Annotated in this window: 22 protein-coding genes; 1 reads left to right on the top strand and 21 read right to left on the bottom strand. The window is 63.1% G+C overall.

The features are described 5' to 3' along the window. Positions 1 to 9: 9 nt before the first annotated feature. From ACDC66_RS09595 to ACDC66_RS09495, 21 genes are all read right to left on the bottom strand, one after another. On the bottom strand, positions 10 to 1,017 hold the full coding sequence (locus ACDC66_RS09595) for an MraY family glycosyltransferase (protein ID WP_376696488.1): 1,008 nt from the start codon (positions 1,015 to 1,017) through the stop codon (positions 10 to 12). Beyond that, positions 1,017 to 2,186 carry a lipopolysaccharide assembly protein LapB gene (gene lapB, locus ACDC66_RS09590; protein ID WP_376696487.1) on the bottom strand — a complete coding sequence of 390 codons (1,170 nt, stop codon included), beginning with the start codon at positions 2,184 to 2,186 and terminating at the stop codon, positions 1,017 to 1,019. Before lapB ends, ACDC66_RS09595 begins: the two co-directional genes overlap by 1 nt. Further along, positions 2,179 to 2,454 carry a lipopolysaccharide assembly protein LapA domain-containing protein gene (locus ACDC66_RS09585; protein ID WP_376696486.1) on the bottom strand — a complete coding sequence of 92 codons (276 nt, stop codon included), beginning with the start codon at positions 2,452 to 2,454 and terminating at the stop codon, positions 2,179 to 2,181. Before ACDC66_RS09585 ends, lapB begins: the two co-directional genes overlap by 8 nt. A 7-nt stretch (positions 2,455 to 2,461) precedes the next feature. Further along, positions 2,462 to 2,755, bottom strand: coding sequence for an integration host factor subunit beta (locus ACDC66_RS09580; RefSeq protein WP_376696485.1), 294 nt, complete (start codon positions 2,753 to 2,755; stop codon positions 2,462 to 2,464). A gap of 70 nt (positions 2,756 to 2,825) precedes the next feature. Next, on the bottom strand, positions 2,826 to 4,547 hold the full coding sequence (gene rpsA, locus ACDC66_RS09575) for a 30S ribosomal protein S1 (protein WP_376696484.1): 1,722 nt from the start codon (positions 4,545 to 4,547) through the stop codon (positions 2,826 to 2,828). Positions 4,548 to 4,637: 90 nt separating this feature from the next. After that, positions 4,638 to 5,366 (bottom strand): (d)CMP kinase, encoded by a 729-nt coding sequence (gene cmk, locus ACDC66_RS09570; RefSeq protein WP_376696483.1) that lies wholly within the window; start codon positions 5,364 to 5,366, stop codon positions 4,638 to 4,640. A 105-nt stretch (positions 5,367 to 5,471) separates the two neighbouring features. Next, the gene (aroA, locus tag ACDC66_RS09565) at positions 5,472 to 6,767 is read right to left on the bottom strand and encodes a 3-phosphoshikimate 1-carboxyvinyltransferase (protein WP_376696482.1); all 1,296 of its coding nucleotides are present in this window, start codon (positions 6,765 to 6,767) and stop codon (positions 5,472 to 5,474) included. Between the two features lie 3 nt (positions 6,768 to 6,770). Further along, positions 6,771 to 7,892: a histidinol-phosphate transaminase gene (gene hisC, locus ACDC66_RS09560; RefSeq protein WP_376696481.1), complete on the bottom strand. Its 1,122-nt coding sequence runs from the start codon at positions 7,890 to 7,892 to the stop codon at positions 6,771 to 6,773. A gap of 227 nt (positions 7,893 to 8,119) precedes the next feature. After that, positions 8,120 to 9,259: a prephenate dehydratase gene (gene pheA, locus ACDC66_RS09555; protein WP_376696480.1), complete on the bottom strand. Its 1,140-nt coding sequence runs from the start codon at positions 9,257 to 9,259 to the stop codon at positions 8,120 to 8,122. Then, a complete protein-coding gene (gene serC, locus ACDC66_RS09550) occupies positions 9,222 to 10,289 on the bottom strand; it encodes a 3-phosphoserine/phosphohydroxythreonine transaminase (protein ID WP_376696479.1) in 1,068 nt (355 codons plus the stop codon). Before serC ends, pheA begins: the two co-directional genes overlap by 38 nt. Positions 10,290 to 10,484: 195 nt before the next feature. After that, entirely contained in the window at positions 10,485 to 11,768 is a 1,284-nt protein-coding gene (serS, locus tag ACDC66_RS09545) for a serine--tRNA ligase (protein ID WP_376696478.1), read from the bottom strand. 196 nt (positions 11,769 to 11,964) lie between these two features. Next, positions 11,965 to 13,248 (bottom strand): adenylosuccinate synthase, encoded by a 1,284-nt coding sequence (locus ACDC66_RS09540; RefSeq protein WP_376696477.1) that lies wholly within the window; start codon positions 13,246 to 13,248, stop codon positions 11,965 to 11,967. A gap of 22 nt (positions 13,249 to 13,270) precedes the next feature. After that, positions 13,271 to 13,456: a DUF2065 domain-containing protein gene (locus ACDC66_RS09535; protein WP_376696476.1), complete on the bottom strand. Its 186-nt coding sequence runs from the start codon at positions 13,454 to 13,456 to the stop codon at positions 13,271 to 13,273. A 9-nt stretch (positions 13,457 to 13,465) separates the two neighbouring features. Continuing rightward, positions 13,466 to 14,323 carry a protease modulator HflC gene (gene hflC, locus ACDC66_RS09530; RefSeq protein ID WP_376696475.1) on the bottom strand — a complete coding sequence of 286 codons (858 nt, stop codon included), beginning with the start codon at positions 14,321 to 14,323 and terminating at the stop codon, positions 13,466 to 13,468. 1 nt (position 14,324) lies between these two features. Next, positions 14,325 to 15,485: an FtsH protease activity modulator HflK gene (gene hflK / locus ACDC66_RS09525; RefSeq protein WP_376696474.1), complete on the bottom strand. Its 1,161-nt coding sequence runs from the start codon at positions 15,483 to 15,485 to the stop codon at positions 14,325 to 14,327. A 105-nt stretch (positions 15,486 to 15,590) separates the two neighbouring features. Then, positions 15,591 to 16,907 carry a ribosome rescue GTPase HflX gene (hflX, locus tag ACDC66_RS09520; protein ID WP_376696473.1) on the bottom strand — a complete coding sequence of 439 codons (1,317 nt, stop codon included), beginning with the start codon at positions 16,905 to 16,907 and terminating at the stop codon, positions 15,591 to 15,593. Then, complete coding sequence (hfq, locus tag ACDC66_RS09515; RefSeq protein WP_376696472.1) at positions 16,891 to 17,133, bottom strand: RNA chaperone Hfq; 243 nt, start codon at positions 17,131 to 17,133, stop codon at positions 16,891 to 16,893. Before hfq ends, hflX begins: the two co-directional genes overlap by 17 nt. Positions 17,134 to 17,221: 88 nt before the next feature. Continuing rightward, positions 17,222 to 18,148 (bottom strand): tRNA (adenosine(37)-N6)-dimethylallyltransferase MiaA, encoded by a 927-nt coding sequence (miaA, locus tag ACDC66_RS09510; RefSeq protein WP_376696586.1) that lies wholly within the window; start codon positions 18,146 to 18,148, stop codon positions 17,222 to 17,224. A 40-nt stretch (positions 18,149 to 18,188) separates the two neighbouring features. After that, a complete protein-coding gene (mutL, locus tag ACDC66_RS09505) occupies positions 18,189 to 19,952 on the bottom strand; it encodes a DNA mismatch repair endonuclease MutL (protein WP_376696471.1) in 1,764 nt (587 codons plus the stop codon). Positions 19,953 to 20,174: 222 nt separating this feature from the next. Next, a complete protein-coding gene (locus tag ACDC66_RS09500; RefSeq protein WP_376696470.1) occupies positions 20,175 to 21,485 on the bottom strand; it encodes an N-acetylmuramoyl-L-alanine amidase in 1,311 nt (436 codons plus the stop codon). Positions 21,486 to 21,726: 241 nt separating this feature from the next. Next, positions 21,727 to 22,176 carry an RrF2 family transcriptional regulator gene (locus ACDC66_RS09495; protein ID WP_376696469.1) on the bottom strand — a complete coding sequence of 150 codons (450 nt, stop codon included), beginning with the start codon at positions 22,174 to 22,176 and terminating at the stop codon, positions 21,727 to 21,729. A gap of 82 nt (positions 22,177 to 22,258) precedes the next feature. On the opposite strand from ACDC66_RS09495, the gene ACDC66_RS09490 reads away from it, so the two are divergent. Continuing rightward, the gene (locus ACDC66_RS09490; protein ID WP_376696468.1) at positions 22,259 to 23,926 is read left to right on the top strand and encodes an acyl-CoA dehydrogenase family protein; all 1,668 of its coding nucleotides are present in this window, start codon (positions 22,259 to 22,261) and stop codon (positions 23,924 to 23,926) included. The last annotated feature ends 67 nt before the right edge of the window (positions 23,927 to 23,993 follow it).

The raw sequence follows: 23,993 nt of genomic DNA, 5'->3' as shown, positions 1-23,993 counted from the left end.
CCTTAGTAGTTATTCACTAGTCGCAGCCGACTGGACGACCCGCCACCCCACGGCAAGAATTACCGCCAGACCGGCAGCCAGAACGGTGTCCAGATGCGGCCAGCGAACGACGGCCGCGATGATCGGCAACACCAAGAGCACATTGATCAACTGGTAAAGCCCGAACACCCGGGCATGACTCCAGCCCAAATCGAGCAACCGCTGATACGCATGCTGCCGATGCGCAGTATACCACTGCTCCCCCCGACGGACGCGCGAGGCCAGGGTCGCGGTCGTGTCGACTACGAACAGCGATGAAATCATGAAACTCACCCAGATGCTGATGGCCCCGGTCGTCGCCCCAAGAACGGCGCAGCTGGCCACCATGGCACCCAAGGAAAGGGAGCCGACATCCCCCATGAAAATCCGAGCCGGCGGCCGATTCCAGAGTAGAAAACCGCCCCAGGCTGCCGCAGCAGCGAGCGCAAAGGCCGACAGATCCGAGTGACCACCCAACTCGAAGAGCACTGCGCTAACTGCGCCTGCCCAGAGTCCCTGCCCCGCCGCCATGCCGTCGGAGCCATCCATGAAATTGTAGAGATTGATCAGCCAGATCACAGCCACGACACCGAGACCGCTCCAGAGCCAGGTAGCGCCAATCGGCACACCGAATACCGACACGGTGTGTAATCCGCCCACGGAATAAAGCAGGAACACAGCTACCGCGAACTGCGATAGAAAACGCCAACGCGCGAGCAGTTCATGACGGTCTTCCAGCCAACCGACTACGGCCATGAAAACCACCACAGTCATGGGCTGCCACCAGCCGGCCAGCGCCCCTGGCCAGGCTACCCAGATCAGCACCAGTGCGGCGACGATCGCCAACCCGCCGCCGCGCGGTGTCGGCTCGGCGTGGCTGCGGCGCGCACCGGGCAGATCCAGCAATCGATCGCGCAACAGGCGCCGGCGCAGCGGCCACGTAAGAACGGCCGAGATCATCGCGCCGGCAAGAAAGAGCCAGCCCGTCGGCTCGACCATCACTCGCCAAGCACGCCCGTGATCGCGCGCGTCGTGTTCCAGCGCCGACAGCCCGGGCAAAGCCAATGCCAGGAACTGCCGCTGAAACCGCAGTGCTCGCAACGGTATCTCGGCTGGTCTTCGAGCAGGCGCTGCAGAATATCCTGGATCAGTTCCGGGCCTACCTCATCCAGGCTGGCGCCCTGCCGGTAGACGAGATCGATGAGGTAGTCCAGCCCGCGGACAGTGGGGCGCTTCGAAAGATGGGTGAGCAAAAACGCAACGGCGGAACGCGGATCCCGTGCCGCCTTCATGCGCGCCAGAGCCAGAATCGCCGTCGTCATGGGGCTGCGTTCAACCAGGGCTTCGAGCCATGATTCGAATTCCGCCAGACGATCGGCCCGCTGGTGACTCTCCAGTACGGCATCGAACGCAAAACTCAGGCAGTCCGGATCGATTTCGCAGGCCAGCCGGTGATGCTCGGCAGCATCCTCCCATTCTTCGTCACGCGCGGCGAGTTCAGCCTGGATCAGGTGCGCGCGGACGCTGTTCGGGTCATAGCGCCGAGCCTGTCTCAGCGAGCGGCGCGCGGCCTCGATATCGCCTCCATCGAGCGCCTGGCGTGCCAGCTCGCAGTGGAAACTGGCAATCAGGGACGTTGATCTTTCACCGTCGACCTGGCGAAGTCGACGAGCTTGCACGATCGCATTCTCCCAGTCTTTTTCCTGCTGGTAGATTTCGAGCAGCTGACGCACCGGCCGAATATGAGAATCATCATGATCGAGCAGATCGGAGAAAAGATACTCGGCACGGTCCAGCAGACCTGCCTGCATATAGTCTTCGCCGAGCTCCATCAGCGCCTGCGCGCGTTGCTCATCGGTCAGACCCGGGCGGGTGATGATGTGCTTGTGAAAGCGAATGGCCTTGTCCATTTCGCCTCGCCGCCGAAAAAGGCTGCCCAGGGCCAGATGAGTCTCGACCGTGTCGGGATTGACCTCGACGAGCTTGAGGAAGACCTCGATGGCTTTGTCGGGCTGCTCGTTGAGCAGGTAGTTGAGTCCGCGAAAGTAGTTACTGGAGAATGCGCTCGCACGCTTGCGGTTGCGGCTCGCGCTCTGGCGCCGTGCCAGGTACCAGCCACTGGCGGCGGCAATCGGCAGGAGAAGAAAGAGTACGACCAGTTCAGCCATTGGGCCGATCAGTCAGTTCTGTCCCCTTGTCTTTACTGCGGGAGCGATTCGAGCGCTGCAGGCGGCCGGGAAGATAGAACAGCAACCAGGCCAGCACCAGGCCAGTCACAAGGCCAACGGCCAGCGCCAGCAGCACCAGCGCTCCGAGCGGCAGGGAGACCTGGAAAACGAGCAGGTCCAGGCTGACCGCATCGGCATTCAGCACGCCGACCACTAGCCCGGTTACGGCAGCGGCAAGAACGAGAAGAATCAGGAGCCAGCGGAACATGCGCTCATCAGTCCGACGATGTCCCGTCGTTGACTCGCTCGCGCAGCGCCTTGCCCGGCTTGAAATGCGGCACGTACTTGCCCGGCAGGGCTACTGATTCGCCGGTGCGGGGGTTGCGCCCCATCCGGGGTGGGCGATAGTGAAGCGAAAAACTGCCAAACCCGCGAATTTCGATTCGTTCCCCTTCCGACAGGGCCCGGCTCATCTGCTCGAGAAGACAGCGAACCGCCAGTTCGACGTCGGCCTGGCTGAGGTGGTTCTGCTCCCCGGCCATGCATTCGATCAATTCGGATTTGGTCATAGCCCCTCCCCGCGCGGGACCGATGCGGCGCCATCACCGTGCGATGGCGCCTTGATCGGCAGCGTCGGTCTCAGTCGTCCTTGTTTTCGAGCTGCTCCTTGAGCAGGTCGCCCAGCGTCGTGCTGCCACCGCTTCCAGAGCGCTTGTACTGGTCGACCGCGTCGGCCAGCTCGGCGTCATCCTTGGCCCGAATCGACAGGGTCAGGTTGCGAGTCTTGCGATCCAGGGCGACGAACTTGGCTTCGATCTTGTCTCCTTCAGAGACCATCTTGGTCGCGTCGTCGACGCGTTCTTCGGACAGGTCGGAGGCCCTGATGTAGCCGTCCACGCCGTCGGCCAGCTCAACCACAGCGCCCTTCGGATCAACCGACTTGACCGTACCGTTGACGACGGAACCACGCGGATGCTCGGCCATGTAGGTGGCAAACGGATCCTGCTCGAGCTGCTTGATACCCAGCGAGATGCGCTCGCGCTCCGGATCGACGGCCAGCACGGTCGCTTCGACTTCCTCACCTTTCCGGAAGTTGCGGATGGCGTCCTCGCCCGGGGTCATCCAGGAGATGTCGGACAAGTGAACCAGGCCGTCGATACCGCCTTCCAGGCCAATGAAGATACCGAAGTCGGTAATCGACTTGATCGCCCCGGAGACCTTGTCGCCCTTGTTGTGGGTCGCGGCGAAGGCTTCCCAGGGGTTCGGAGTGCACTGCTTCATGCCAAGCGAGATACGGCGACGCTCTTCGTCGACATCCAGCACCATGACCTCGACTTCCTGGCCGACGTGAACCATCTTGGCCGGGTTGACGTTCTTGTTGGTCCAGTCCATTTCGGAGACGTGAACCAGGCCTTCGACACCGTCCTCGATCTCGACGAAGCAGCCGTAGTCGGTGATATTGGTGACCTTGCCGAACAGGCGGGTCGTCGGCGGATAGCGGCGATCGATATTTTCCCAGGGATCGTCACCCAGCTGCTTGAGACCGAGCGAGACGCGCATGCGCTCGCGATCGAAACGCAGCACGCGCACTTCCAGCTCATCGCCGACTTCCACAACCTCGGACGGATGGCGCACGCGCTTCCAGGCCATGTCGGTGATGTGCAACAAGCCGTCGATACCACCCAGATCCAGGAAGGCACCGTAGTCGGTGAGGTTCTTGACCACACCCTTGACCACTGCGCCTTCGGTCAGGCGTTCGATCAGGTCTTCGCGCTCGGCGGCGTATTCGTGTTCCACCACCGCGCGGCGGCTGACAACGAGGTTGTTGCGGCGACGATCAAGCTTGATGATCTTGAACTCGAGATCCTTGCCCTCGAGATAAGCGGGGTCGCGAACAGGACGAACGTCGACCAGCGAACCGGGCAGGAATGCGCGGATTCCGTCGATGTTGACCGTAAAGCCACCCTTGACCTTGCCGGAGATCTGACCGATCACGTTGTCTTCGTTCTCGTGGGCCTGATCCAGTTTGGTCCAGACCCGGGCCCGCTTGGCCTTCTCGCGCGAGAGGCGGGTTTCGCCGAAACCGTCCTCGACGGTATCCAGCGCCACTTCCACTTCGTCGCCCACTTCCACTTCCAGTTCGCCGTCCGGCTTGCGGAACTGGTGGATGGGAACGATACCCTCGGACTTCAGCCCGGCATTGACGATGACGACGTCGTCGCGGATATCGACAATTCTGCCCATGACGATCGCACCGGGGCGAAGGTCCTTCTCGGCAATACTCTGTTCAAATAGTTCGGCAAATGATTCGGTCATTACGCTTGGTTCTTCCTGCAAGATCTGCGCTGCGTTGGCATTCAAGGTGCGCTTTTCTCTCTGGTTTCCGCGTCCAGTCGACAGACGCTCGTGAAAAAATCCGACCTCCGCGAACCGCGGGGCCGGGACTTCGCTTCAGATTTTCCTTTCACCATCCAGTCGCTCGGCGACCAGATCGAGGAGCCGTTCGACCACCTGTTCCAGCGCCAGTTCGGTCGAATCGATGACCGTCGCGTCCGGTGCCGGAACCGTCGGCGAGACGGCTCGTTCACGATCCCTGCGGTCGCGCTCGGCAAGGTCATGAAAAAGACGGGAGAATTTAACACTTTCTCCTTTTTCTTTCAACTGTTTATGCCGGCGGCGTGCGCGTTCGTCCACGCTGGCGTCCAGGAAGACCTTCACCGGCGCGTTGGAGAACACCACCGTTCCCATGTCCCGGCCGTCGGCCACCAGGCCCGGTGACCGGCGGAATTCACGCTGCAAGCCCAGCAGTGCGCGGCGCACGGCTGGCTTGGAGGCCACCCTCGACGCCATGATCGATACCGCCTCGCTTCGCAGCCGCTCGTCGACGGCGCGGCCGTCGAGCAGAACGACAATGCCGTCCTCGCCCGCGCGAAACTCTAGATCCAGCGTCTCGCACACTGCCACCAGGGCCGCTTCATCCTCCGGATCTACGCCGCGATCGATCGCGGCCAGCGCCACCGCGCGATAAACCGCGCCGGAATCGAGCAGGTGCCAGCCCAGGCGCTCGGCCACGATCGCCGAAACCGCCCCCTTGCCGGCGCCGGAGGGGCCGTCGATGGTGAGCACCGGCGGCTCGCCGGTTGTTGGCTGGTTGGCTGGTTGGCTGGTTGGCTTGTTCACGTCAATTGCTTGGCTTATTGGCTTGTTGGCACGGCATTATAGGTCGACTCCACTACAGGCTACTGCCGAACCAGCGAACGAGCCAACCAGCAAACAAGCGAACCTTTATTTCCACTCCATCTCCGCCCCCAACGCTCTCATGTCATCGACAAACCCCGGATAACTCGTTTCGATCCACTCGGCATTGTCGATAGCGACCGGACCCTCGGCGACGAGGCCCAGCACCGCCAGGCTCATGGCCACGCGGTGGTCGCCGTGGCTGTCCACTTCCCCGCCGCGGATCCGGCCACCAGTGATGATGGCGCCGTCGTCGAGTTCTTCCAGCTCAACGCCCAGCCGGGCCAGTTCACGGCACATCACGGCGATCCGGTCGGATTCCTTGACGCGCAGTTCGCTGGCACCGCGAACCCGGGTCCGGCCGCCGGCCGCGGCGGCAAGCGCCATGATCAGGGGAAACTCGTCGATGGCCAGCGGCACCAGATCGGGCGCGATATCGACGCCGGACAGGGAACTGGCCGAAACGGTCAAACGGCCAAGCGGCTCCCCGCCTTCGGTCTGGTCACCCTCCATTACCAGGCCGGCGCCCATGGCCTGGACGATCTCGATGACGCCGCTGCGGGTCGGGTTGAGACCGACGCCATCCAGCTTGATTTCCGAACCTTCCACCAGCAAGCCTGCCGCCAGGATAAAGGCAGCCGAGGACAGGTCCCCAGGCACGTCGATACGGCATCCCGACAGCGACTGTCCACCATGGATGGCCACGCCCGGATCGCCGTCGTGCAGTGACGCCCCGAATGCCGGCAGCATGCGCTCGGTATGGTCGCGGCTCACCCCCGGCTCGACCACCACGGTTTCTCCCTTGGCAAACAGACCCGCCAGGAGAACGGCCGACTTGACCTGGGCACTGGCGACATTCAGCGCATGCCTTCTCCCAATCAGCGGAACCGGTTTGATGACCAGCGGTGCCCTGCCCTCCCGGCTGTCGATTCGCGCGCCCATCAACGCCAGCGGGTCAATGATGCGACTCATCGGCCGACGCGACAACGATGCATCTCCGATCAATTCGATCCGGGCCTTCTGCAGGCTCGGATGCCCGGCGAGTGCGCCGGCCAGCAGGCGAATGCCTGTTCCTGAATTGCCGAGATCGAGCGGTGCCTCCGGCGCCCGCAGCCCCCCACCATGCATGCGAATAATGCCGTCGGATTCGTCGATCCCGGCGCCCAGCCGCTGCATCGCGCCGAGGGTGGCGCGCGTGTCGGCGCTTTCAAGAAAACCGCGGATTTCGGTTTCGCCGGTGGCCAATCCACCCAGGATGGCGGCACGGTGCGACACCGACTTGTCACCCGGCGGCCGGTATCGACCATTCAGCGCCCGAGCTGCGGGAGCGACGATCAACCTCATCGGCTATAGCACTTCCGACAAGGCTGAAAGCAGCCGTTCATTCTGCTCGGGTGTACCGATGGTGATGCGCAGATAGTTGTCCAGGCCGTAGTTGCCCACCGGTCGTACGATCACGCCGCGCTGGAGCAGTGCCTCATTGAGTTCGGCCCCGGACCGGTCGAAGCCGACCAGCAGGAAATTGGCCGCCGAGGGAATCACCGAAAGCCCGAGCTGATCCAGGCCGGCGGACAGCTGCGCCATACCCTCGGCGTTCATCCTGCGCGTGCGCTCGATGAAATCGTGGTCGTCTAGCGCGGCCCGCGCCGCCGCCAGGGCCGGCGCGTTGACGTTGAAGGCCGGTCGCACGCGGTTGAGCAGGTCGGCGATGCCGGGATTCGACAGCGCATAGCCCACGCGCAGGCCGGCCAGACCATACGCCTTGGAAAAGGTCCGGGTGACGACCAGGTTGGGAAACTCCTCGAGCCAGGTCGAGGCATCGCCCAGCGTGTCGGACTCGGCGTACTCGGTGTAGGCCTCGTCGACCACGCAGATGACGTGTGGCGGCAGCGAGCCGACGAAATCCTTCAAACGCTCGCCGTCCAGCCAGGTGCCGGTCGGATTGTTGGGATTGGCGACGAAGACCAGCCGCGTCTGGTCACCAACTCGCTCGAACAATCCCCGCAGGTCGTGCCCGAGCGGCATGGCCGGATGATCGACCGGCAGCGCCGGGGCAATGTTGGCCTTGGCACCCACCATCTGCGTAGCGATCGGGTAGACGGCGAAGGCGTACTGCGAAAACACCGATTCCAGCCCCGGCTGCAGGAAAGCCTGTGCGAGGAACACGAGTACATCATTGGAGCCATTCCCCAGGGTGATCGTCTCCATTGGTACGCCGTGCTTCTCGGCCAGGGCCTGTTTGAGATGAAAACCGTTGGCGTCAGGGTATAACCAGACATCGTCGAGCTCGGCCCGCGCGGCCTCGAGCGCTTTCGGGCTGGAACCGAGGGGGTTCTCGTTGGAGGCGAGCTTGATCGAGTCGCTCACACCGTACTCGCGTTCGAGCTCGTCGATCGGCTTGCCCGGCGTGTAAGGCGTCAAATCCCGCACACCCGGTGCGGCCAGATCAGAGTAATCGCGTTGCTTCATTCAACTTCCTTCAAAAACATCAAAAACCTTAAATCCTATATGTCCACAGATGAACACAGATAAACACAGATATAAGAAAAAGACTTAAAAAACAAAAAACAATCATTTGAACAGGACAGCCTGTTCCAGCGTGAGCTAGCTCTTGTCACTCGAATTGATTTTGTTTTTATCCGTGTTCATCTGTGTTCATCTGTGGACAATATTTTTTCTTTTTCAAGAATCACCACTTAGGCACCATCCTCGCCCGGCAGGCGGCCGACGACGGCGCGGGGGTAGCAGCCGAGGATGCGGACCTGGGCTGCGCGGGTCTCGATCTCGGCCAGGGCTTCCTTGAGCCCCGGATCGTCGACGTGCCCTTCGACGTCGATGAAGAACGTGTAGTCCCAGCGGCGCTCGCGCGAAGGGCGCGACTCGATTCGCGTCATATTGACGCCGTGTTTCGACAGCGGTTCGATCAGGCCGAAGAGCGCGCCCGGGCCGTCCAGACCGGCGACCATCAGCGTGGTCTTGTCCACGCCCGAGGGCGGCAGTAATTCACGACCCAGCACGAGAAAGCGCGTCGTATTGTCAGCGTGATCCTCGATATTGGCGAACAACACGGGAATGCCGTAGATCTCGGCTGCGTTACGCCCGGCGATCGCCGCCGCATCCGGCGCGTGGCGAACCCGGCGTGCAGCCTCGGCGTTACTGGAAACCGCGATCAACTCGGCGTGCTCCAGGTGCCCGGCCAGCCACATCCGGCACTGCGACAACGACTGCTGATGGGCATAGACTCGTTCGATCTCCCCGAGCGATCGAGCCCGTGTCAGAAGATGCTGGTGAATCCGTAACTCGACTTCGGCGGCGATGCGGACATCCGAATGCATGAACATGTCGAGCGTGTGGGTGACGATGCCCTGCGAGGAGTTTTCGACCGGCACGACACCGAAGTCGACCTCGCCACCCTGCACGCGCCGGAACACTTCGTCGATACCGGTCTCGGAGCTGGCGCTGACCGAGTGCCCGAACTGGGCAAACACCGCCTGCTGGGTAAAGGTGCCTTCCGGACCGAGGTAGGCGACGCGCAGCGGCTCCTGCTGGGCCAGGCAGGCCGACATGATTTCGCGAAACAGTCGCAGCATGACCGAGTCGGCCAGCGGACCTGTATTGCGTTCGATCACGCGGCGAAGCACCTGGGCTTCGCGATCGGGCCGGTAATACTCGGCCGGCGTGGCCGCCTCGCCCTTGGCCGAGCGCACGGTCTGGGCCAGTTTGGCGCGTTCGGCGATCAGACCCTGGATCTGCTCATCGAGCCCGTCGATCTGTCTACGGATCTCGTTGAGGTCGATCTTATCCGTGCCGCCGTTCGAATTCCCGCATGAAGTCAACGAGGGTCTCCACCGCATCAAGGGTCTGGGCATTGTACAGGCTGGCCCGCAGGCCGCCGAGGGCGCGGTGCCCTTTCAGTCCCTGCAGACCGATTTGCTCGGCTTGCTCGACGAACTTCGGCACCAGCGCCTCCTCGGCCGGCCAGAACGGCACATTCATGACCGAACGACAGTGCTCGGCTACCGGATTGGACCAGAAGCCGGATTCGTCGATGGCGTGATAAAGCAGCCCGGCCTTGGCGCGATTGCGATCGGCCACGGCTTCCAGCCCACCACGGCGCTCGATCCAGCGAAGCGTCTCGAGCGCGGCATACCAGGCCAGGCCGGCGGGCGTGTTGTAGAGGCTCAGTTCCTTCGCCCAGCTGCGATAGTCCAGAAAACGCGGCAGATTCTCCGGGACACGTTCCAGGAGATCGCGCCGAATGAGTACCACCGTCAACCCGGCAATCCCCAGGTTCTTCTGCGCCCCCGCATAAGTGACCGCGATATCGCTGTAAGGATAGGGCCGGGACAGGAATTCCGAGGACAGATCGGCGGCCAGAGGCACCGCCACCGTCGGCGGCCGTTCGTACTGGATGCCATGAATGGTTTCATTGCCGGTGTAGTGCAGGTAGGCGCAGTCGGTCGGCAAGTGACCCATTTCGGGTAAATCGGTGAAGTCGACATTCTCGCTGCTGCCAACCACTTCCACGTTCGTAATGCGCTCGGCCTCGGCCAGGGCCTTCTTCCCCCAATGGCCGGATATCAGGTAGGCGGCCGTGCGATCAGCGACCAGGTTCATCGGCAGTTGGGCAAACTGGCAGTTGGCGCCGCCGTGCAGCAGCAGCACGGCGTGCTCCTCGCCAATACCGGTCAGCTCGCGCAGGCGCTGGTGCAACTCCTCGGCCACCGCCATGAAACGCGGACCGCGATGCGAGACCTCGGCAATGGAGGGCGATCCGTCGGCCGACACCGCCAGGGCCTCGCTCAACCGCTCGCGCACTTCCAGCGGCAGCATCGAGGGACCGGCGGAGAAGTTGTGGATCGTCATCTAGGTTTCAGGTTTCAGGGGTTCGGGGTTCGGGGTTCGGGGTTCGGGGTTCGGGGTTCGGGGTTCGGGGTTCGGGGTTCGGGATAGCCCCGGTGTCTTCCATGCGCACGGCGAGTAAGGCACCAAGCTCATCGGCAACCATCCTGCGGCTTCTGCAAGCGATCCTGAACCCTGAACCCTGAACACCTGAGTCATTTATGCCGGAATTTCGAGCCGCTGGAGGCCACCCATATACGATCGCAGCGACTCGGGCACGACGACCGAGCCGTCGCGCTGCTGATAGTTTTCGAGCACGGCGACCAGGGCGCGGCCGACGGCGAGGCCCGAGCCGTTCAGGCTGTGGACCAGTTCGGGTTTGCCGCTGTCCGGATTGCGCCAGCGCGCCTGCATGCGTCGGGCCTGGAAATCCCCGAAGTTGGAGCATGATGAAATCTCGCGGTAGGCCTGCTGGCCGGGCAACCAGACCTCGAGGTCATAGGTCTTGCGCGCCGAAAAACCCATATCGCCGGCACACAGTGTCATGACCCGGTAAGGCAATTCCAGCGCCTGAAGGACCCGCTCCGCGTGGCCGGTCAGCGCTTCCAGCTGATCATCGGAATCCTCGGGACGGACGATCTGTACCAGCTCGACTTTGTCGAACTGGTGCTGACGAATCATGCCGCGCGTGTCTTTGCCGTAGGCGCCGGCCTCGCGCCGGAAGCAAGGGGTATGGGCAACGAACTTGAGCGGCAGCGCATCGGCATCGACAATCTCGTCGGCAACCAGGTTGGTCAACGGCACCTCGGCGGTCGGAATCAGGTAACGCGCCGGATCGTCGTCGATGGTGAAGGCGTCGTCGCCGAACTTGGGCAACTGGCCGGTACCCTGCATGGCCTTGTCCAGCACGAGATAGGGCACGTACATCTCGCGATAACCGTGCTCCTGTGTATGCAGGTCGAGCATCAATTGGGCGAGCGCGCGATGCATCCGGGCCACCTGACCACCCAGCACCGCAAAACGACTGCCCGAAAGTTTGGCGGCTCGTTCAAAGTCCATGCCGGCGAGCAACTCACCGAGCTCGACGTGATCGCGTGGCTCGAATTCCAGTTCGGTCGGCTCGCCGAAGCGGCGCACTTCGGTGTTGTCGGACTCGTCGTCGCCGTCGGGGACAGCATCGTCCGGCAGGTTGGGCATATCGAGCTGAACGCGCTCGAGCTCGTGGCGCACCTGCTCGAGCTCCTCGCTCGCTGCCTTGAGGTCATCACCCAGCTGGCCGACCTTCGCCAGCAAGGGTTCGATGTCCTCGCCAGCGGCCTTGGCCTGGCCAATCGACTTCGAGCGCCGGTTGCGCTCGGCCTGCAGCTCTTCGGTCTTCGTCTGAAGTTCCTTGCGCCGCGCCTCCAGCGAGGCATAGCTCTCGATATCGAGGTGATAACCACGACGCGCCAGCTTGGTGGCGACGCCTTCGAGGTCGTGTCTGAGTAGTTGCGGGTCAAGCATGAGTGCCGTTCTCGAGTCCAGTTACGGAAGTTTCTCGCAATGGCGCAAAGGCGCAAAGGACGAAATGAAATTAAAAATCAATGAATCGCCAACAATTAATGGCGATCCGTGCACTTCACTGTTTTCTTAAATATTAAACAACTTTGCGACCCTTGCGCCTTTGCGCCTTTGCGCCTTTGCGAGAGGCTTTTGATATTCAATCCTTGAATGGGTGCCGCAGGATGACGTTGGCGTCGCGTTCCGGCCCTGTCGAGAGCATGTGGACCGGAGCTTCTATCAACTCCTCGAGGCGATCGAGATAGGCGCGCGCTTCCGGGGGCAGTTTGTCCTGCTCGGTCAGGCCCTGTGTCGATCCGTCCCAGCCCGGCATGTCCTCGTAGACCGGCGTGGCGCGTTCCCATTCCTCGGCGCCCACCGGAAAGCCCTCGACGCCATCGTAATCGACGCAGATTCGAACGCGCTCGAAGGCGTCGAGCACGTCGAGCTTGGTGATGCACAGTCCGGTCACGCCGTTGATACGCACCATGCGCTTCAGTGCCACGGCATCCAGCCAGCCGCAGCGGCGCGGCCTCCCCGTCGTGGCGCCGAACTCGACGCCGCGCTCGGCCATCATCTTGCCATCGTCGTCATGCAATTCCGTCGGGAAGGGGCCGGATCCAACCCGGGTGGTGTAGGCCTTGGTGATGCCAAGCACATAATCGATATCGCCCGGACCGACACCCGTGCCGGTCATGACGCCGCCGACAGTGGTATTCGACGAGGTCACGAAAGGATAAGTGCCGTGATCGATATCGAGCAGGCTGCCCTGGGCACCCTCGAACAGAACGGCACGCCCCTCGCGGCGCAACTCGTGCAGCTCGCCGGTGACATCGGCGAACATCGGCTTGAGTTCTTCGCCCATGGCCGCGGCCTCTTCGGCAATCTGGTGGCCATCGACAGGATCGGCGTCGTAATAGTTGGTCAGCAGGAAGTTGTAGTAGTCGACCAACCCGCCAAGTTTCTCTTCGAGCCGTACGGGATCGGCCAGATCGGCCAGGCGCAGGCCCATTCTTGACGCCTTGTCCTCGTAAGCCGGCCCGATGCCCCGGCCGGTCGTGCCGATGGCTTTCTTGCCGCGCGCAAGTTCCTTGGCCCGATCGAGCGCCTCATGAAAGCCAAGGATAGCCGGACAGGCAGGGGAAATCCCCAGGCGCGAGCGCACGTCGATGCCTTTGTCTTCCAGGCCGTGAATCTCTGACATCAGGGCGTGGGGTGCAACGACCACGCCATTGCCGATCAGGCAGCGCGCGCGGTCGGTCAGCACGCCGGAGGGAATGACATGGAGGACGGTCTTTTTGCCACCGACCACCAGCGTGTGACCGGCGTTGTGGCCGCCCTGGAAACGCACCACCGCATCGGCGTCGTGGGCGAGCAGATCGACGATCTTGCCCTTGCCCTCGTCGCCCCACTGGGTACCGAGAATCACGACGGATCGAGACATTAGTTTTTCCCCGGAGTGAAAGTCAGCCGACAAGGTGAAACATCACCGCGCCGATGAGAATCAGCACTACGCCGCCCGCCCGCAGGTGGCGATCGGGCAGCTCGGAAGCCTGGCTGACCATGTTGCGCCAGCCGCGGGGGCTGATGGCCGGCATCAGCCCCTCGATAATGAGCACCAGGCTGCCCGCCAGCACTAGGTCGCCCCACATGGCGTCGAATCAGTCCTGCTGATTGTCGAGATACCGGAAGAAGTCCGACTCGGCATCCAGCAGCATTACGTCGTTCTCGGTGCCGATACTGGAATTGTAGGCCTCGAGGCTGCGCCAGAACGAGTAGAAATCACGATTCTGGTTGAACGCTTCGGCATAGATGGTGGTTGCCTGGGCGTCACCTTCACCACGCAGGCGCTGCGCGTCACGCTGGGCTTCAGCCAGCAGGATGCGGACCCGGCGATCGGCATCGGCGCGTATCCGCTCGGCTTCCTCGCGACCGAGGGACCGCAGCTCGTTGGCGTACTCGGTCCGCTGCGTTTCCATGCGGTCGAAGACCGATCCGAGCACTTCGTCGGTCAGCTCGATCTTCTTGATCCGCACGTCGACGACGTCGATGCCGAAATCCTCGAACCGGCGGTCGGCACGCACCAGCAGCTCTTCCATCATTTCGCGGCGCTGCTCGGACACGACTTCGCTGAGCGTGCGCTGGGCGAACTCGTCGCGCAGGTCGTTGCGGATCAACTCGGACAAACGCGCGCGGGTGAATACCTGGTCGCCGCGAGTTGCAACGTAGTAATCACGCGGATCAACGATGCGCCACTTGACGTAGTAGTCCACCTCGACGAACTTCTGCTCGGCGGTATTCATCTGTTCCGGGCGCATGTCCATGGTCATGAGCCGGTTGTCGAACTTGCGGATGTTGTTGATGAACGGCACTTTCAGGTGCAGCCCGGGCTCATAGTCCGCATTCACCACTTCACCGAGCCGGAACCGGATCGCGTATTCGGTTTCCTTGACGATGAAAAGGCTGCTGATGCCGACGACCAGCGCCACGATCACGAGAATGGGTAGTAGAAGTCTCATCTCAGCGCCCCTCCCTGCCGGTACGGCTACGCGGGTCGTCCTGGGCCTGGCTGCGGCCCGACCCTCTCTGGTCTTCCTGCGGGATCATCGGCGGCGGGGGAGACGCCCCCGAGGCGCCGCTTCGAAGGCGATCGATCGGCAGGTAGAGCATGTTGTTGCTCGACGACGCATCCATGAGAATCTTGGCCGAACGCCCGAAGACTGCCTCGAGCGTCTCGATATAGAGACGCTCGCGCGTCACTTCCGGTGCCAGCTCGTATTCCGTCAGTAACGCGACGAAACGATCGGCCTCACCGGTCGCCTCGGCGATCTTGGCGTCACGGTAACCTTCCGCCTCCTCGAGTACGCGGGCGGCTCGACCGCGCGCCTCGGGCACTTCCTGGTTGGCATAGGCCTGCGCCTCGTTGGCGAAGCGGATCTGATCCTCGCGCGCCCTTACGACATCGTCGAAGGCCTGGCGGACCTGCGACGGCGGCCGAACTTCCTGCAGGTTGAACGAGGTAATCTCGATACCAACCTCGTAACGGCCGATGATTTCCTCCAGCAGCGCCTGGGTGTCCAGGGCGATCTGGCCGCGGCCGATTTCGAGGATGAAATCCATGTTGTTGGTGCCCACGATTTCGCGAATGGCGCTGTCGGCGGCATGAGACAGCGACACTTCCGGTTGGGAAACATTGAACAGGAAGTCTTCCGGTACCAGTACGCGGTACTGGACGGCATAGGCCAGATCGATGAGATTCTCATCGCCGGTCAGCATTCGGCTGGAATTCTCCAGCGAGCGCACCCGGCTGACATTGACCGTCTGCAACTCTTCTACGGGCCTGGGGAAGGTGAACTTCAGGCCGGGGTTGAGCGTGCGGTTGTATTCGCCGAACCGCAGGACGACGCCGCGCTCGGATTCGTCGACGATATGGATCGAGCTCCAGGCTACCCAGATGACCAGCAGCAGCGCGATCAGCCCGATGATCGGCGCGAATGAACCGCCGCCCGAGCCGCCCTTGCCGCCACCGCCGTCGTCGCCACCGCCCATGATTTTCTTCAGGCGTCGCTGTACATTGGCAAACACTTCGTCCAGGTCGGGCGGCTGTTGACCGTTGCCCCCTTTCCAGGGGTCGCGATCACCGCCGCCGCCACTGCCGCGTCCGGGTTCATTCCAGGGCATTGATCTCTCCGTGATGTCGTCCTGCCAGCGGGCATACGGTGCGCGAAATGTCACCGTGATCCAGTCGTCGAAAATGGCCCGACGACGCCCGAAGCTCGGAAGGGATTAGTTTAACAGGAGTTGCTCGGCCAGTTGACCATCCGCACCTTTCAATCGGGCCAGTTTCCGGGCATCGCGCTGATCGAGATCGACATCCAGGCAACACGAGCCGTCGTCTTCGACTTGTTCGTCCAGTACAACTCCGAGATCGAACAGGCGCGAACGCAGCCGCTGCCCCTCGACCGGGACGTGAATCCGCCGACGGATCCGGCCCTCGGTGAGGCGCTCGGTCAATGCCATGCTCAGTTCATCGAGCCCTTCGCCGGTCTCGGCGGACAACCACACCGCAGTGATCCGGCCGGCCGCGTCGCGCTCGAGACCGGCCGCGCGCTCGGTCAGGTCTACCTTGTTGAACACTTTCAGCATGGGCAGCTCGCCGGCGCCGATATCCTCGAGCACTTCCTCGACGACCGACTGCTGCTGCAGGCGGTCCGGGTCGGCGGCGTCGATCACGTGCACGACAAGGCTGGCCGACAGCGTTTCCTCCAGCGTCGACCGGAATGCAGCGACCAGCTCGTGGGGTAGCTCCCGGATGAAGCCGACCGTATCCGACATCAACACCGACGAGCCGGCCAGACCCTCGATACGGCGAACCGTCGGGTCGAGCGTGGCGAATAGCTGGTTGCGCGCCATCACCTCGCCGGCGGTCAGGCGGTTAAAAAGTGTCGATTTGCCGGCATTGGTATAGCCGACCAGGGCCACCAGCGGCACCTCGCTGCGATTGCGCGCGCGCCGACCCTGATCGCGCCTTTGCTGGACCTTCTCCAGCCGGGCGGTGAGCTGCCGGATGCGGGTTCCGAGCAGGCGCCGGTCGGTTTCGAGCTGGGTCTCGCCCGGACCGCGCATACCGATCCCGCCGCGCTGTCGTTCGAGGTGAGTCCAGCCGCGCACGAGTCGCGTCGACAGGTGGCGAAGCTGGGCCAGTTCGACTTGCAGCTTGCCTTCATGAGAGCGCGCGCGCTGCGCGAAGATGTCGAGAATCAGCGTAGTTCGATCGAGTACGCCGCGCTCGAGGCTTCGGGCGAGGTTTCGCTCCTGAACGGGGCTCAGCCGGGCGTTGACCAGGACCAGTTCAGCTCCGCTGGCTTCAGCGCGTTCACGCACCTCGTCGACCTTTCCGCTGCCGACCAGGTACTTGGGATCGGGCGTGTCGCGCGGCGCGAGCACCTCATCAACCACCTCCAGGCCGGCCGACCGGGCCAATAGGCGAAATTCGGTGCGCGATTCCTCGCCCTGTTCGGGACCCAGAAGCGGATGCAGCAGCAGCGTTCGGGAAGCGCCGGCGGCAACCGATGGCGCGAAATCTTCAATCAGGGTGTTCATCCTCCGCCAGCTCACCCATGTGCACGTTGCGCGCGGGCACGATGGTGGAAATGGCATGCTTGTAGATCATCTGGCTGACCGAATTCTTTAGCAGCACCACGAAGTTGTCGAACGACTCGATCTGCCCCTGCAGCTTTATGCCGTTGACCAGGAAGATCGACACGGGTACACGTTCACGACGCAGCGCATTGAGAAACGGATCCTGCAACGACTGACCCTTTGACATCTTGACTCTCCTTGGAAGTTCTTATTTGGCTTAGTAATTTTTATGGGGTCGACGCCAGGTCGGAACCCGGCCGCGGGCCGGAGCACATTCAATCGGACGATTGCCGAGTCTGCAATTGTGCGAAAAAGCCACCTACCTGCCTGAAAATCAACTCAATTGTACGTTCTTGCAGCGAATCGTGCCACAACGTGCCAGGCAGTCTGCGCAGCGCGGTCAACTGCCGCTTGGCCAGTTGGCGGGTTGCGGCGATCGCCTTGCCTCGGCATTCGGCCGCATCCAGACCGCTGTCGAGCGCCTCCCAGACCTGACGATAGCCGACACTCTTCATCGAAGCGTGATCGCCACTCAGGCCTGGCCTCGCTCGCAAGCGCTCGACTTCGCCAACAAAGCCGAGCCCGAACATCTCGTCGAAACGCCTTTCTATGCGCTCATGAAGAATATGGCGATCACGCGGCGTCAGGACAAGGCGCAGGGCATTCAGCCGGGGAAAGCGATTGTGGCCGTGGTGGGCGCTCGGGCCGCATCCGGTCAGGCGCAGGATTTCGATTGCACGCTGGATGCGCTGGGTATCCCCGGGCCTTATGACGGCCGCAGCGGCCGGATCCTCGCGCGCCAGATCGGCATGCAGGGCCGGCCAGCCTCGTGTTGCCGCCTCGGCGGCGATTTCGCGCCGAAGCGCCGGATCGGCCGGCGGCATCGGATCCAGGCCATAGAGCAATGCGCGGTAATAGAGCATGGTGCCGCCAACCAGAACGGGCCAGCGCCCGGCGGCATGGATACGCCGGATCTCTGTTTCGGCATCGGTGGCGAATTGCGCCGCCGAGTAGGTGTCCTCCGGGTCAAGGATATCGATCAGCGCGTGCGGGTAGCGACCCAGGGTAGCGGCATCGGGTTTGGCCGAACCGATATCCAGCCCGCGATAGACTTGCGCGGAATCGACGCTGATCAGCTCGACGGGAAAACGATCGTGCAGCGCGAAGGCGGCCGCCGTCTTGCCGGCCGCCGTGGGCCCCATCAGGAAAACCGCCGGCGGCAATTCACGCTCGACTGAAATCCTACTGGCCACGCAGGAAGAGGCGATCCAGGGCCTTCATGTCGAGCTGCACCCAGGTGGGTCGGCCGTGGTTGCACTGATCCGAACGCTCGGTGCGTTCCATGTCGCGCAGCAGGGCATTCATCTCGTCGATATTCAGACGTCGATTGGCGCGCACCGACCCGTGGCAGGCGATGGTCGAGAGCAGCTCGTCGAGCACCGTCTCGATGCGACGGCTCTCACCCAGCTCGACCAGATCCGCCAGCACATCGCGCACCAGGCCCTGGCCGTCGGCACGCGCCAGCAACGCCGGAACCGCCCGGATGACGACCGCTTCGGGACCGGCCAGGCCCAGCTCGAAGCCGAGCCGCTGGAGATCGTCGACATGCGCTTCCAGCGCCTGCGCCTCGCGCTCGGAAACGGCGATCTTCTCCGGCACCAGCAGTTGTTGCGAACGCACCCGTTCCTCGCGCCAGGCCTGCTTGAGCTGCTCGTAGACGATGCGCTCGTGGGCGGCATGCATGTCGACGACCACCATACCGTCGGCATTTTCGGCCAGCACGAACACGCCGTGGATCTGGGCCACGGCGAACCCCAGGGGCGGAATGTCTTCCCTGCTCTGATCATTCAACGGCAGCGGCGCCCTTGCCAGCTCGGCGTATCGCGATACCGTCTCGGCCACGCCCAGGCCCAGGCCGGCCTGGTTGGCGCCCTGTTGCTGGCCGAATGCTGCCGAAGCAGCGGCGTGTGCGCGGGAGGCGGCTGCGGTCTGTGCCGCCTCTCCTCCCGGATGCGTGCCGGACAGGGCATGGTGAATGGTTTTGAACAGGAAATCGTGCACCAGCCTGCCGTCGCGGAAGCGGACCTCGTGTTTTTGCGGGTGTACGTTGACGTCAACGCGCTGGGGGTCGAGTTCGAGCACCAGCGCGAAGGCCGGTTGACGGCCGTGGAAGAGTACGTCGCGGTAGGCCTGTCGCACGGCGTGCGCCACCAGGCGGTCGCGCACCAGGCGGCCGTTGACGAAGAAGAACTGCAGGTCGGCCTGGCTGCGCGAAAAGCCGGGGCGCGCGATCCAGCCGGTGAGCCGCAGGCCCGCATGGGCTTCATCGATCATGATGGCCTGCTCCATGAAAGCCTCGCCGCACACGGCCGCCACCCGCCGGTTACGCGACGCTTCGTCAGCAGCCGGCCCGAGGCTGCGCACCACTCGGCCGTCATGCGCCAGATCCAGGGCCACGTCCATGCGGGCCAGAGCCAGCCGCTTGAGCAGGTCGTCGATATGACCGAACTCGGTGCGCTCGGTACGCATGAACTTCCGGCGCGCCGGGGTGTTATAGAACAAGTCGCGAACTTCGATCACGGTGCCTTCGGGCATGCCGGCGGGCCTGACCTCGCTGACCACTCCACCCTCGGCTTCGACCTCATAGCCGCTGTCGGCGCCGGCCACGCGGGAAGCCAGGCGCAAACGGGAAACCGAGGCGATCGACGGCAGGGCCTCGCCCCGGAAGCCCAGGGTGGCCACGCCCTCGAGGTCCTCGAGCGACTCGATCTTGCTGGTGGCGTGGGCGCTCAGCGCCAGCGCCAGTTCGTCGCGACCGATGCCGCAGCCATCGTCGGACACCCGGATACGCCGCGCTCCGCCGCGCTCGGCCTCCACACGAATTCGCCTGCTATTGGCATCCAGGCTGTTCTCGACCAGCTCCTTGACAATCGAGGCGGGCCGCTCGATGACTTCACCGGCGGCAATCTGGTTGACGAGATGAGCGGGGAGCTTGCGGATCGGCATGGGGCACAGTTTACCGACTGCGACCGCTTCAATGGCATTGCTTCGTTCGGAAAACCCAAAAAAAGCGTAACCACGGAAATCACGGAAGTGCACGGAATATACCGACTTGAATTTTCAAGACAGGCCGGCGTGTATGGCAGGAGGCAGGTGCTCCAGCCGCCAGGCTGATTTAACTCCGTGTATTCCGTGCTTTCCGTGGTTCCAGATTTTCTTGGGGCTGACTCAGGAACCGGCGGGGATGACCAGCACCGCGCCCGGATGGATGACGTCGCCGTCGATGTTGTTGGCCTGGCGAATCCGGGTCACGCTGGTGCGGTATTTCTGCGCGATCACGCCCAGGGTGTCGCCACGCTCGACGATATGCCGGTTGCCGTCACGGTTGGCCGCAATCCAGGTTCCCTGCGGTGCGGTTTCGAAAAAGTGCCTGCGCACACCGTTGACGATGGCTTCGGACACTCGACGACGATGCGAGCCGTTGTTGAGGTTGGCCTCGTCGTGCGGATTACTGATGAAACCGACTTCCACCAGCACGCTCGGGACATCGGGCGAGCGCAACACGACGAAATTGGCGCGCTCGACCCGATCTCGATGCTGCTTGCCGACCCGGGCGAGCTGACCGAGGATGGCTTCGGCCGCCTCGGCGCTGTATTCCATGGCCACGTTCTGCGACAGGTCCAGCAGTACCGAACTGAGCACATCGTCACCGCGATCAAGCTTGACCCCGCCGACGAGGTCCGAACGGTTTTCACTCCTGGCGAGCAGGCGCGCCGCTTCGCTGGATGCACCGCGGCGCGAGAGCACGTAAACCGAGCTGCCGCGCACGCGGCGATCCCGGAAGGCGTCGGCGTGGATCGACAGGAACAGGTCCGCTCGCGCCTCACGCGCCCGGGCATAGCGCTCTTCGAGAGGAATGTAGTAGTCGCCGGTGCGGACCAGCACACCGCGCATACCCGGCTCATCATCGATCCGCTGCTTGAGTTCACGCGCCAGGGCCAGGGCGATATTCTTTTCGTGGGTGCCCGACGGGCCGATGGCACCCGGATCCTCGCCGCCGTGACCGGCATCGACGGCCACGATCATGTCGCGCTCGCCGTCCATGGCCGACTGAACGGCCTCGCGAACCCGCTCACCGGATGACTGGCCGTCTTCGGGATACAGGTCGACGACCAGCCGATGACCGTACTCGCCAGCCGGTGCGAGAAGGAAACTCTTCGGGCGCGCTTTGCCCTCCAGGTCGAGCACCACGCGCAGGTCGTTGCCCTCACGCACGCCGTGACGAACGCTCCGGATAACGCCGCTGTGCTCCTCATCGAGATCCAGCGCCCGCTCGAGATCGACGCCGTCGATGTCGATGACCACTCGCGACGGATCTTCAAGGGTAAAAAGCCGATAGTCCACGCGCTGATCCAGATCGAGGACCGCTCGCGTGCTTTCCGGGCCGGCCCAGACGCGCATATTGCGCAGCTCTCCCGCCACAGCGGAAACAGAAACCGCCACCAGCAGAAATCCGATCAGCCCCGTCAGCTTGCGCATATGAATTCGACCCTCGGCCGCAAGTTCCCTTCAATCATGCACCTATGGCCGTGTTTTTTCAAGTCAAATCGGAGGCTTGCAAGTACTTTCCAGAACTGGCCTCGGAAAAGCTCGCCAACTCGCATGGCGAGAGCCCGTTAGCTTCCGCACGGCAATTCGCTAAAGCCAGAATCGGTAATCGTGTCTTGAATAAGGGCGCTGCACGATGGATGGGACACCGCAAGATGCCCGCCCGCTGGCCTCAGACCGATTCGACCCGGATATCAAGCAGGCGCGAGAGCTCCCGGCGACGAGGCGGTGCCAGGATATCGCCCAGGGTGTAGGCGTCGAGGACGTCGAGAAAGGCCGTGCGCGCTTCGACCAGCATGCCGGTCAACTCGCATGCGGGCGTAATCACACACTCATTGCCCGGGCGCAGGCATTCGACCAGGCCCAGATCCGGCTCCATGGCCCGGACGATCCGGCCCACGCTCAGTGAGCCGGCCTTCGCCGACAGGGTCAGACCGCCGCCGACACCGCGAACCGAATCGATGAACCCCTCGGCGGCCAGCTGCTGCACGACCTTCATCAGGTGATTGCGCGAAATCCCGTAAGCCTCGGAAATCTCCCGGATCGTGCAACGCCGGTCGTCATGCAGGCCCAGGTAGATGAGCACGCGCAGAGAATAATCAGTGTATTGGGTCAGGCGCATCGCGTGATTTTAACCTGCCGGGTACCGGCTTTTGTATAGTGAACATTCACATATTTCGACGAAACCATCGCTCGGGGCCCTCATGAAACGAGATTTTTCCGACACCCGAGTGTCCGAACTGGACACCCACGAGGTCTTCAACCAGCCCGCGGCTCTGACCAATTACGATCCTTACGGCTGCCATCCCGCCCTGCAGGAAACCCTGTTGCGTGAAGGAGCGGGCGCTTTCGAAGGTCAAGTCCGCGACTTCGGGCGCCTGGCCGCATCGGAAATCGGGCCTCTGGGTTTCGACGCCAACGAGTTCACACCAAGACTCAGAACGCACGACCGGTTCGGCCATCGCATTGACCGGGTGGATTACCACCCGGCCTACCACCGCATCATGGAGATCGGTCTGGGCCACGGACTGGCCAGCCTGACCTGGTCGAACGAACCCGGCGGACGCGTCGCCCGCTCGGCCATGATGTTTCTCCATAATCAGTTCGAAGCCGGTACGATGTGCCCGATCACCATGACCCACGCGGTCGTTCCCGCGCTGCGCGCACAACCCGAAATCGCGGCCGAATGGGAACCGCGTGTACTTTCCTCCACCTATGATCGGCGCTTCCTGCCGCCCGAGGAAAAATGGGGCGTGACCCTGGGCATGGCGATGACCGAGAAGCAGGGCGGCTCGGACGTACGCGCCAACACGACCCGCGCGAGGCCGCTGGGTTCGGGCGGCCCGGGCGCTGAATACGAACTCACCGGTCACAAGTGGTTCTGCTCGGCCCCGATGTGCGATGCCTTCCTGACCCTGGCGCAGGCCGAGGCGGGCCTGAGCTGTTTTCTGGTGCCCCGCTTCCGGCCCGACGGCTCGATCAATCCCTTCCGAATCATGCGACTCAAGGACAAGCTCGGCAATCGCTCCAACGCATCGTCGGAAATCGAGTACCCGGGCACCTGGGCGCAAATGGTGGGTGAACCCGGACGCGGCGTGGCCACCATCATCCGCATGGTGGCCGAGACGCGCCTGGACTGCGTGATCGGGTCAGCCTCGCTGATCCACAAGGCCACAGTCGAAGCCATCCACCACTGCCGCGGCCGTGACGCCTTCGGCGCCAGCCTGGTCGATCAACCGCTGATGAGCAACGTGCTCGCTGACCTGTCGGTCGAATCGGAAGCCTCGATGACCCTGGCGATGTTCCTGGCCGGCCAGTTCGAGCGGGCCAGCGGCGGCGACGAAGAAGCCGAATCACTGGCACGTATCGCCACGCCGCTGGCCAAGTACTGGGTCTGCAAGCGCGCCGTGGGGGCGATCAACGAGGCCCAGGAATGCCTCGGTGGTGCCGGCTACGTCGAAGAAAGCATCCTGCCCCGGCTCTACCGCGAGGCGCCGGTGAACGCCATCTGGGAGGGTTCGGGCAATATCCAGTGCCTGGACGTGCTGCGCGCGGCCACTCGCGACCCGGCTTCGATCAAGGCTCTGCTGGATCGCCTCGAGGCCCAGCGCAGCGCACACGCGGGGATGGCGAGTCGCCTCGACGAAGTAAAGCAGCTGCTGCAGCATCCCGAGCAAGCCGTCCCGCGGGCCCGGAAGCTGAGCGAAAACCTCGTCTTGTGCCTGCAGGCCGCAATTCTGATCGAGGCCGACAGCCCGCTGGCCGAAACATTCTGCAACGCGCGCCTCGCGCCGAGCGGCTCCGGCCTTTACGGCGCGCTCGGGCAAGGCACCGATTCGGCGCAAATCGTGGAACGCACATTTGCTGTCTGAACAGTCTCGAATTGAGCGGTTGAAAGCGCCGCAGGCCCGCTCCATGTTAGGTTGTTCATCAATCTAC

This window comes from Wenzhouxiangella psychrophila (assembly GCF_042310375.1).
GTDB lineage: Bacteria > Pseudomonadota > Gammaproteobacteria > Xanthomonadales > Wenzhouxiangellaceae > Wenzhouxiangella.
Note: the sequence above shows the minus strand (reverse complement) of the source record. Positions and strands in the feature narration are given on the sequence as shown.

Coding starts and splice junctions, on each gene's coding strand:
- serS (WP_376696478.1), bottom strand. CDS start 11,768: ATGCTTGACCCGCAACTACTCAGACACGACCTCGAAGGCGTCGCCACC.
- hflK (WP_376696474.1), bottom strand. CDS start 15,485: ATGCCCTGGAATGAACCCGGACGCGGCAGTGGCGGCGGCGGTGATCGC.
- aroA (WP_376696482.1), bottom strand. CDS start 6,767: ATGAGGTTGATCGTCGCTCCCGCAGCTCGGGCGCTGAATGGTCGATAC.
- serC (WP_376696479.1), bottom strand. CDS start 10,289: ATGACGATCCACAACTTCTCCGCCGGTCCCTCGATGCTGCCGCTGGAA.
- ACDC66_RS09595 (WP_376696488.1), bottom strand. CDS start 1,017: ATGGTCGAGCCGACGGGCTGGCTCTTTCTTGCCGGCGCGATGATCTCG.
- miaA (WP_376696586.1), bottom strand. CDS start 18,148: ATGGGGCCCACGGCGGCCGGCAAGACGGCGGCCGCCTTCGCGCTGCAC.
- hisC (WP_376696481.1), bottom strand. CDS start 7,892: ATGAAGCAACGCGATTACTCTGATCTGGCCGCACCGGGTGTGCGGGAT.
- ACDC66_RS09500 (WP_376696470.1), bottom strand. CDS start 21,485: ATGCGCAAGCTGACGGGGCTGATCGGATTTCTGCTGGTGGCGGTTTCT.
- hfq (WP_376696472.1), bottom strand. CDS start 17,133: ATGTCAAAGGGTCAGTCGTTGCAGGATCCGTTTCTCAATGCGCTGCGT.
- lapB (WP_376696487.1), bottom strand. CDS start 2,186: ATGGCTGAACTGGTCGTACTCTTTCTTCTCCTGCCGATTGCCGCCGCC.
- ACDC66_RS09495 (WP_376696469.1), bottom strand. CDS start 22,176: ATGCGCCTGACCCAATACACTGATTATTCTCTGCGCGTGCTCATCTAC.
- hflX (WP_376696473.1), bottom strand. CDS start 16,907: ATGAACACCCTGATTGAAGATTTCGCGCCATCGGTTGCCGCCGGCGCT.
- ACDC66_RS09490 (WP_376696468.1), top strand. CDS start 22,259: ATGAAACGAGATTTTTCCGACACCCGAGTGTCCGAACTGGACACCCAC.
- ACDC66_RS09535 (WP_376696476.1), bottom strand. CDS start 13,456: ATGTGGGGCGACCTAGTGCTGGCGGGCAGCCTGGTGCTCATTATCGAG.
- ACDC66_RS09585 (WP_376696486.1), bottom strand. CDS start 2,454: ATGTTCCGCTGGCTCCTGATTCTTCTCGTTCTTGCCGCTGCCGTAACC.
- ACDC66_RS09580 (WP_376696485.1), bottom strand. CDS start 2,755: ATGACCAAATCCGAATTGATCGAATGCATGGCCGGGGAGCAGAACCAC.
- hflC (WP_376696475.1), bottom strand. CDS start 14,323: ATGAGACTTCTACTACCCATTCTCGTGATCGTGGCGCTGGTCGTCGGC.
- mutL (WP_376696471.1), bottom strand. CDS start 19,952: ATGCCGATCCGCAAGCTCCCCGCTCATCTCGTCAACCAGATTGCCGCC.
- ACDC66_RS09540 (WP_376696477.1), bottom strand. CDS start 13,248: ATGTCTCGATCCGTCGTGATTCTCGGTACCCAGTGGGGCGACGAGGGC.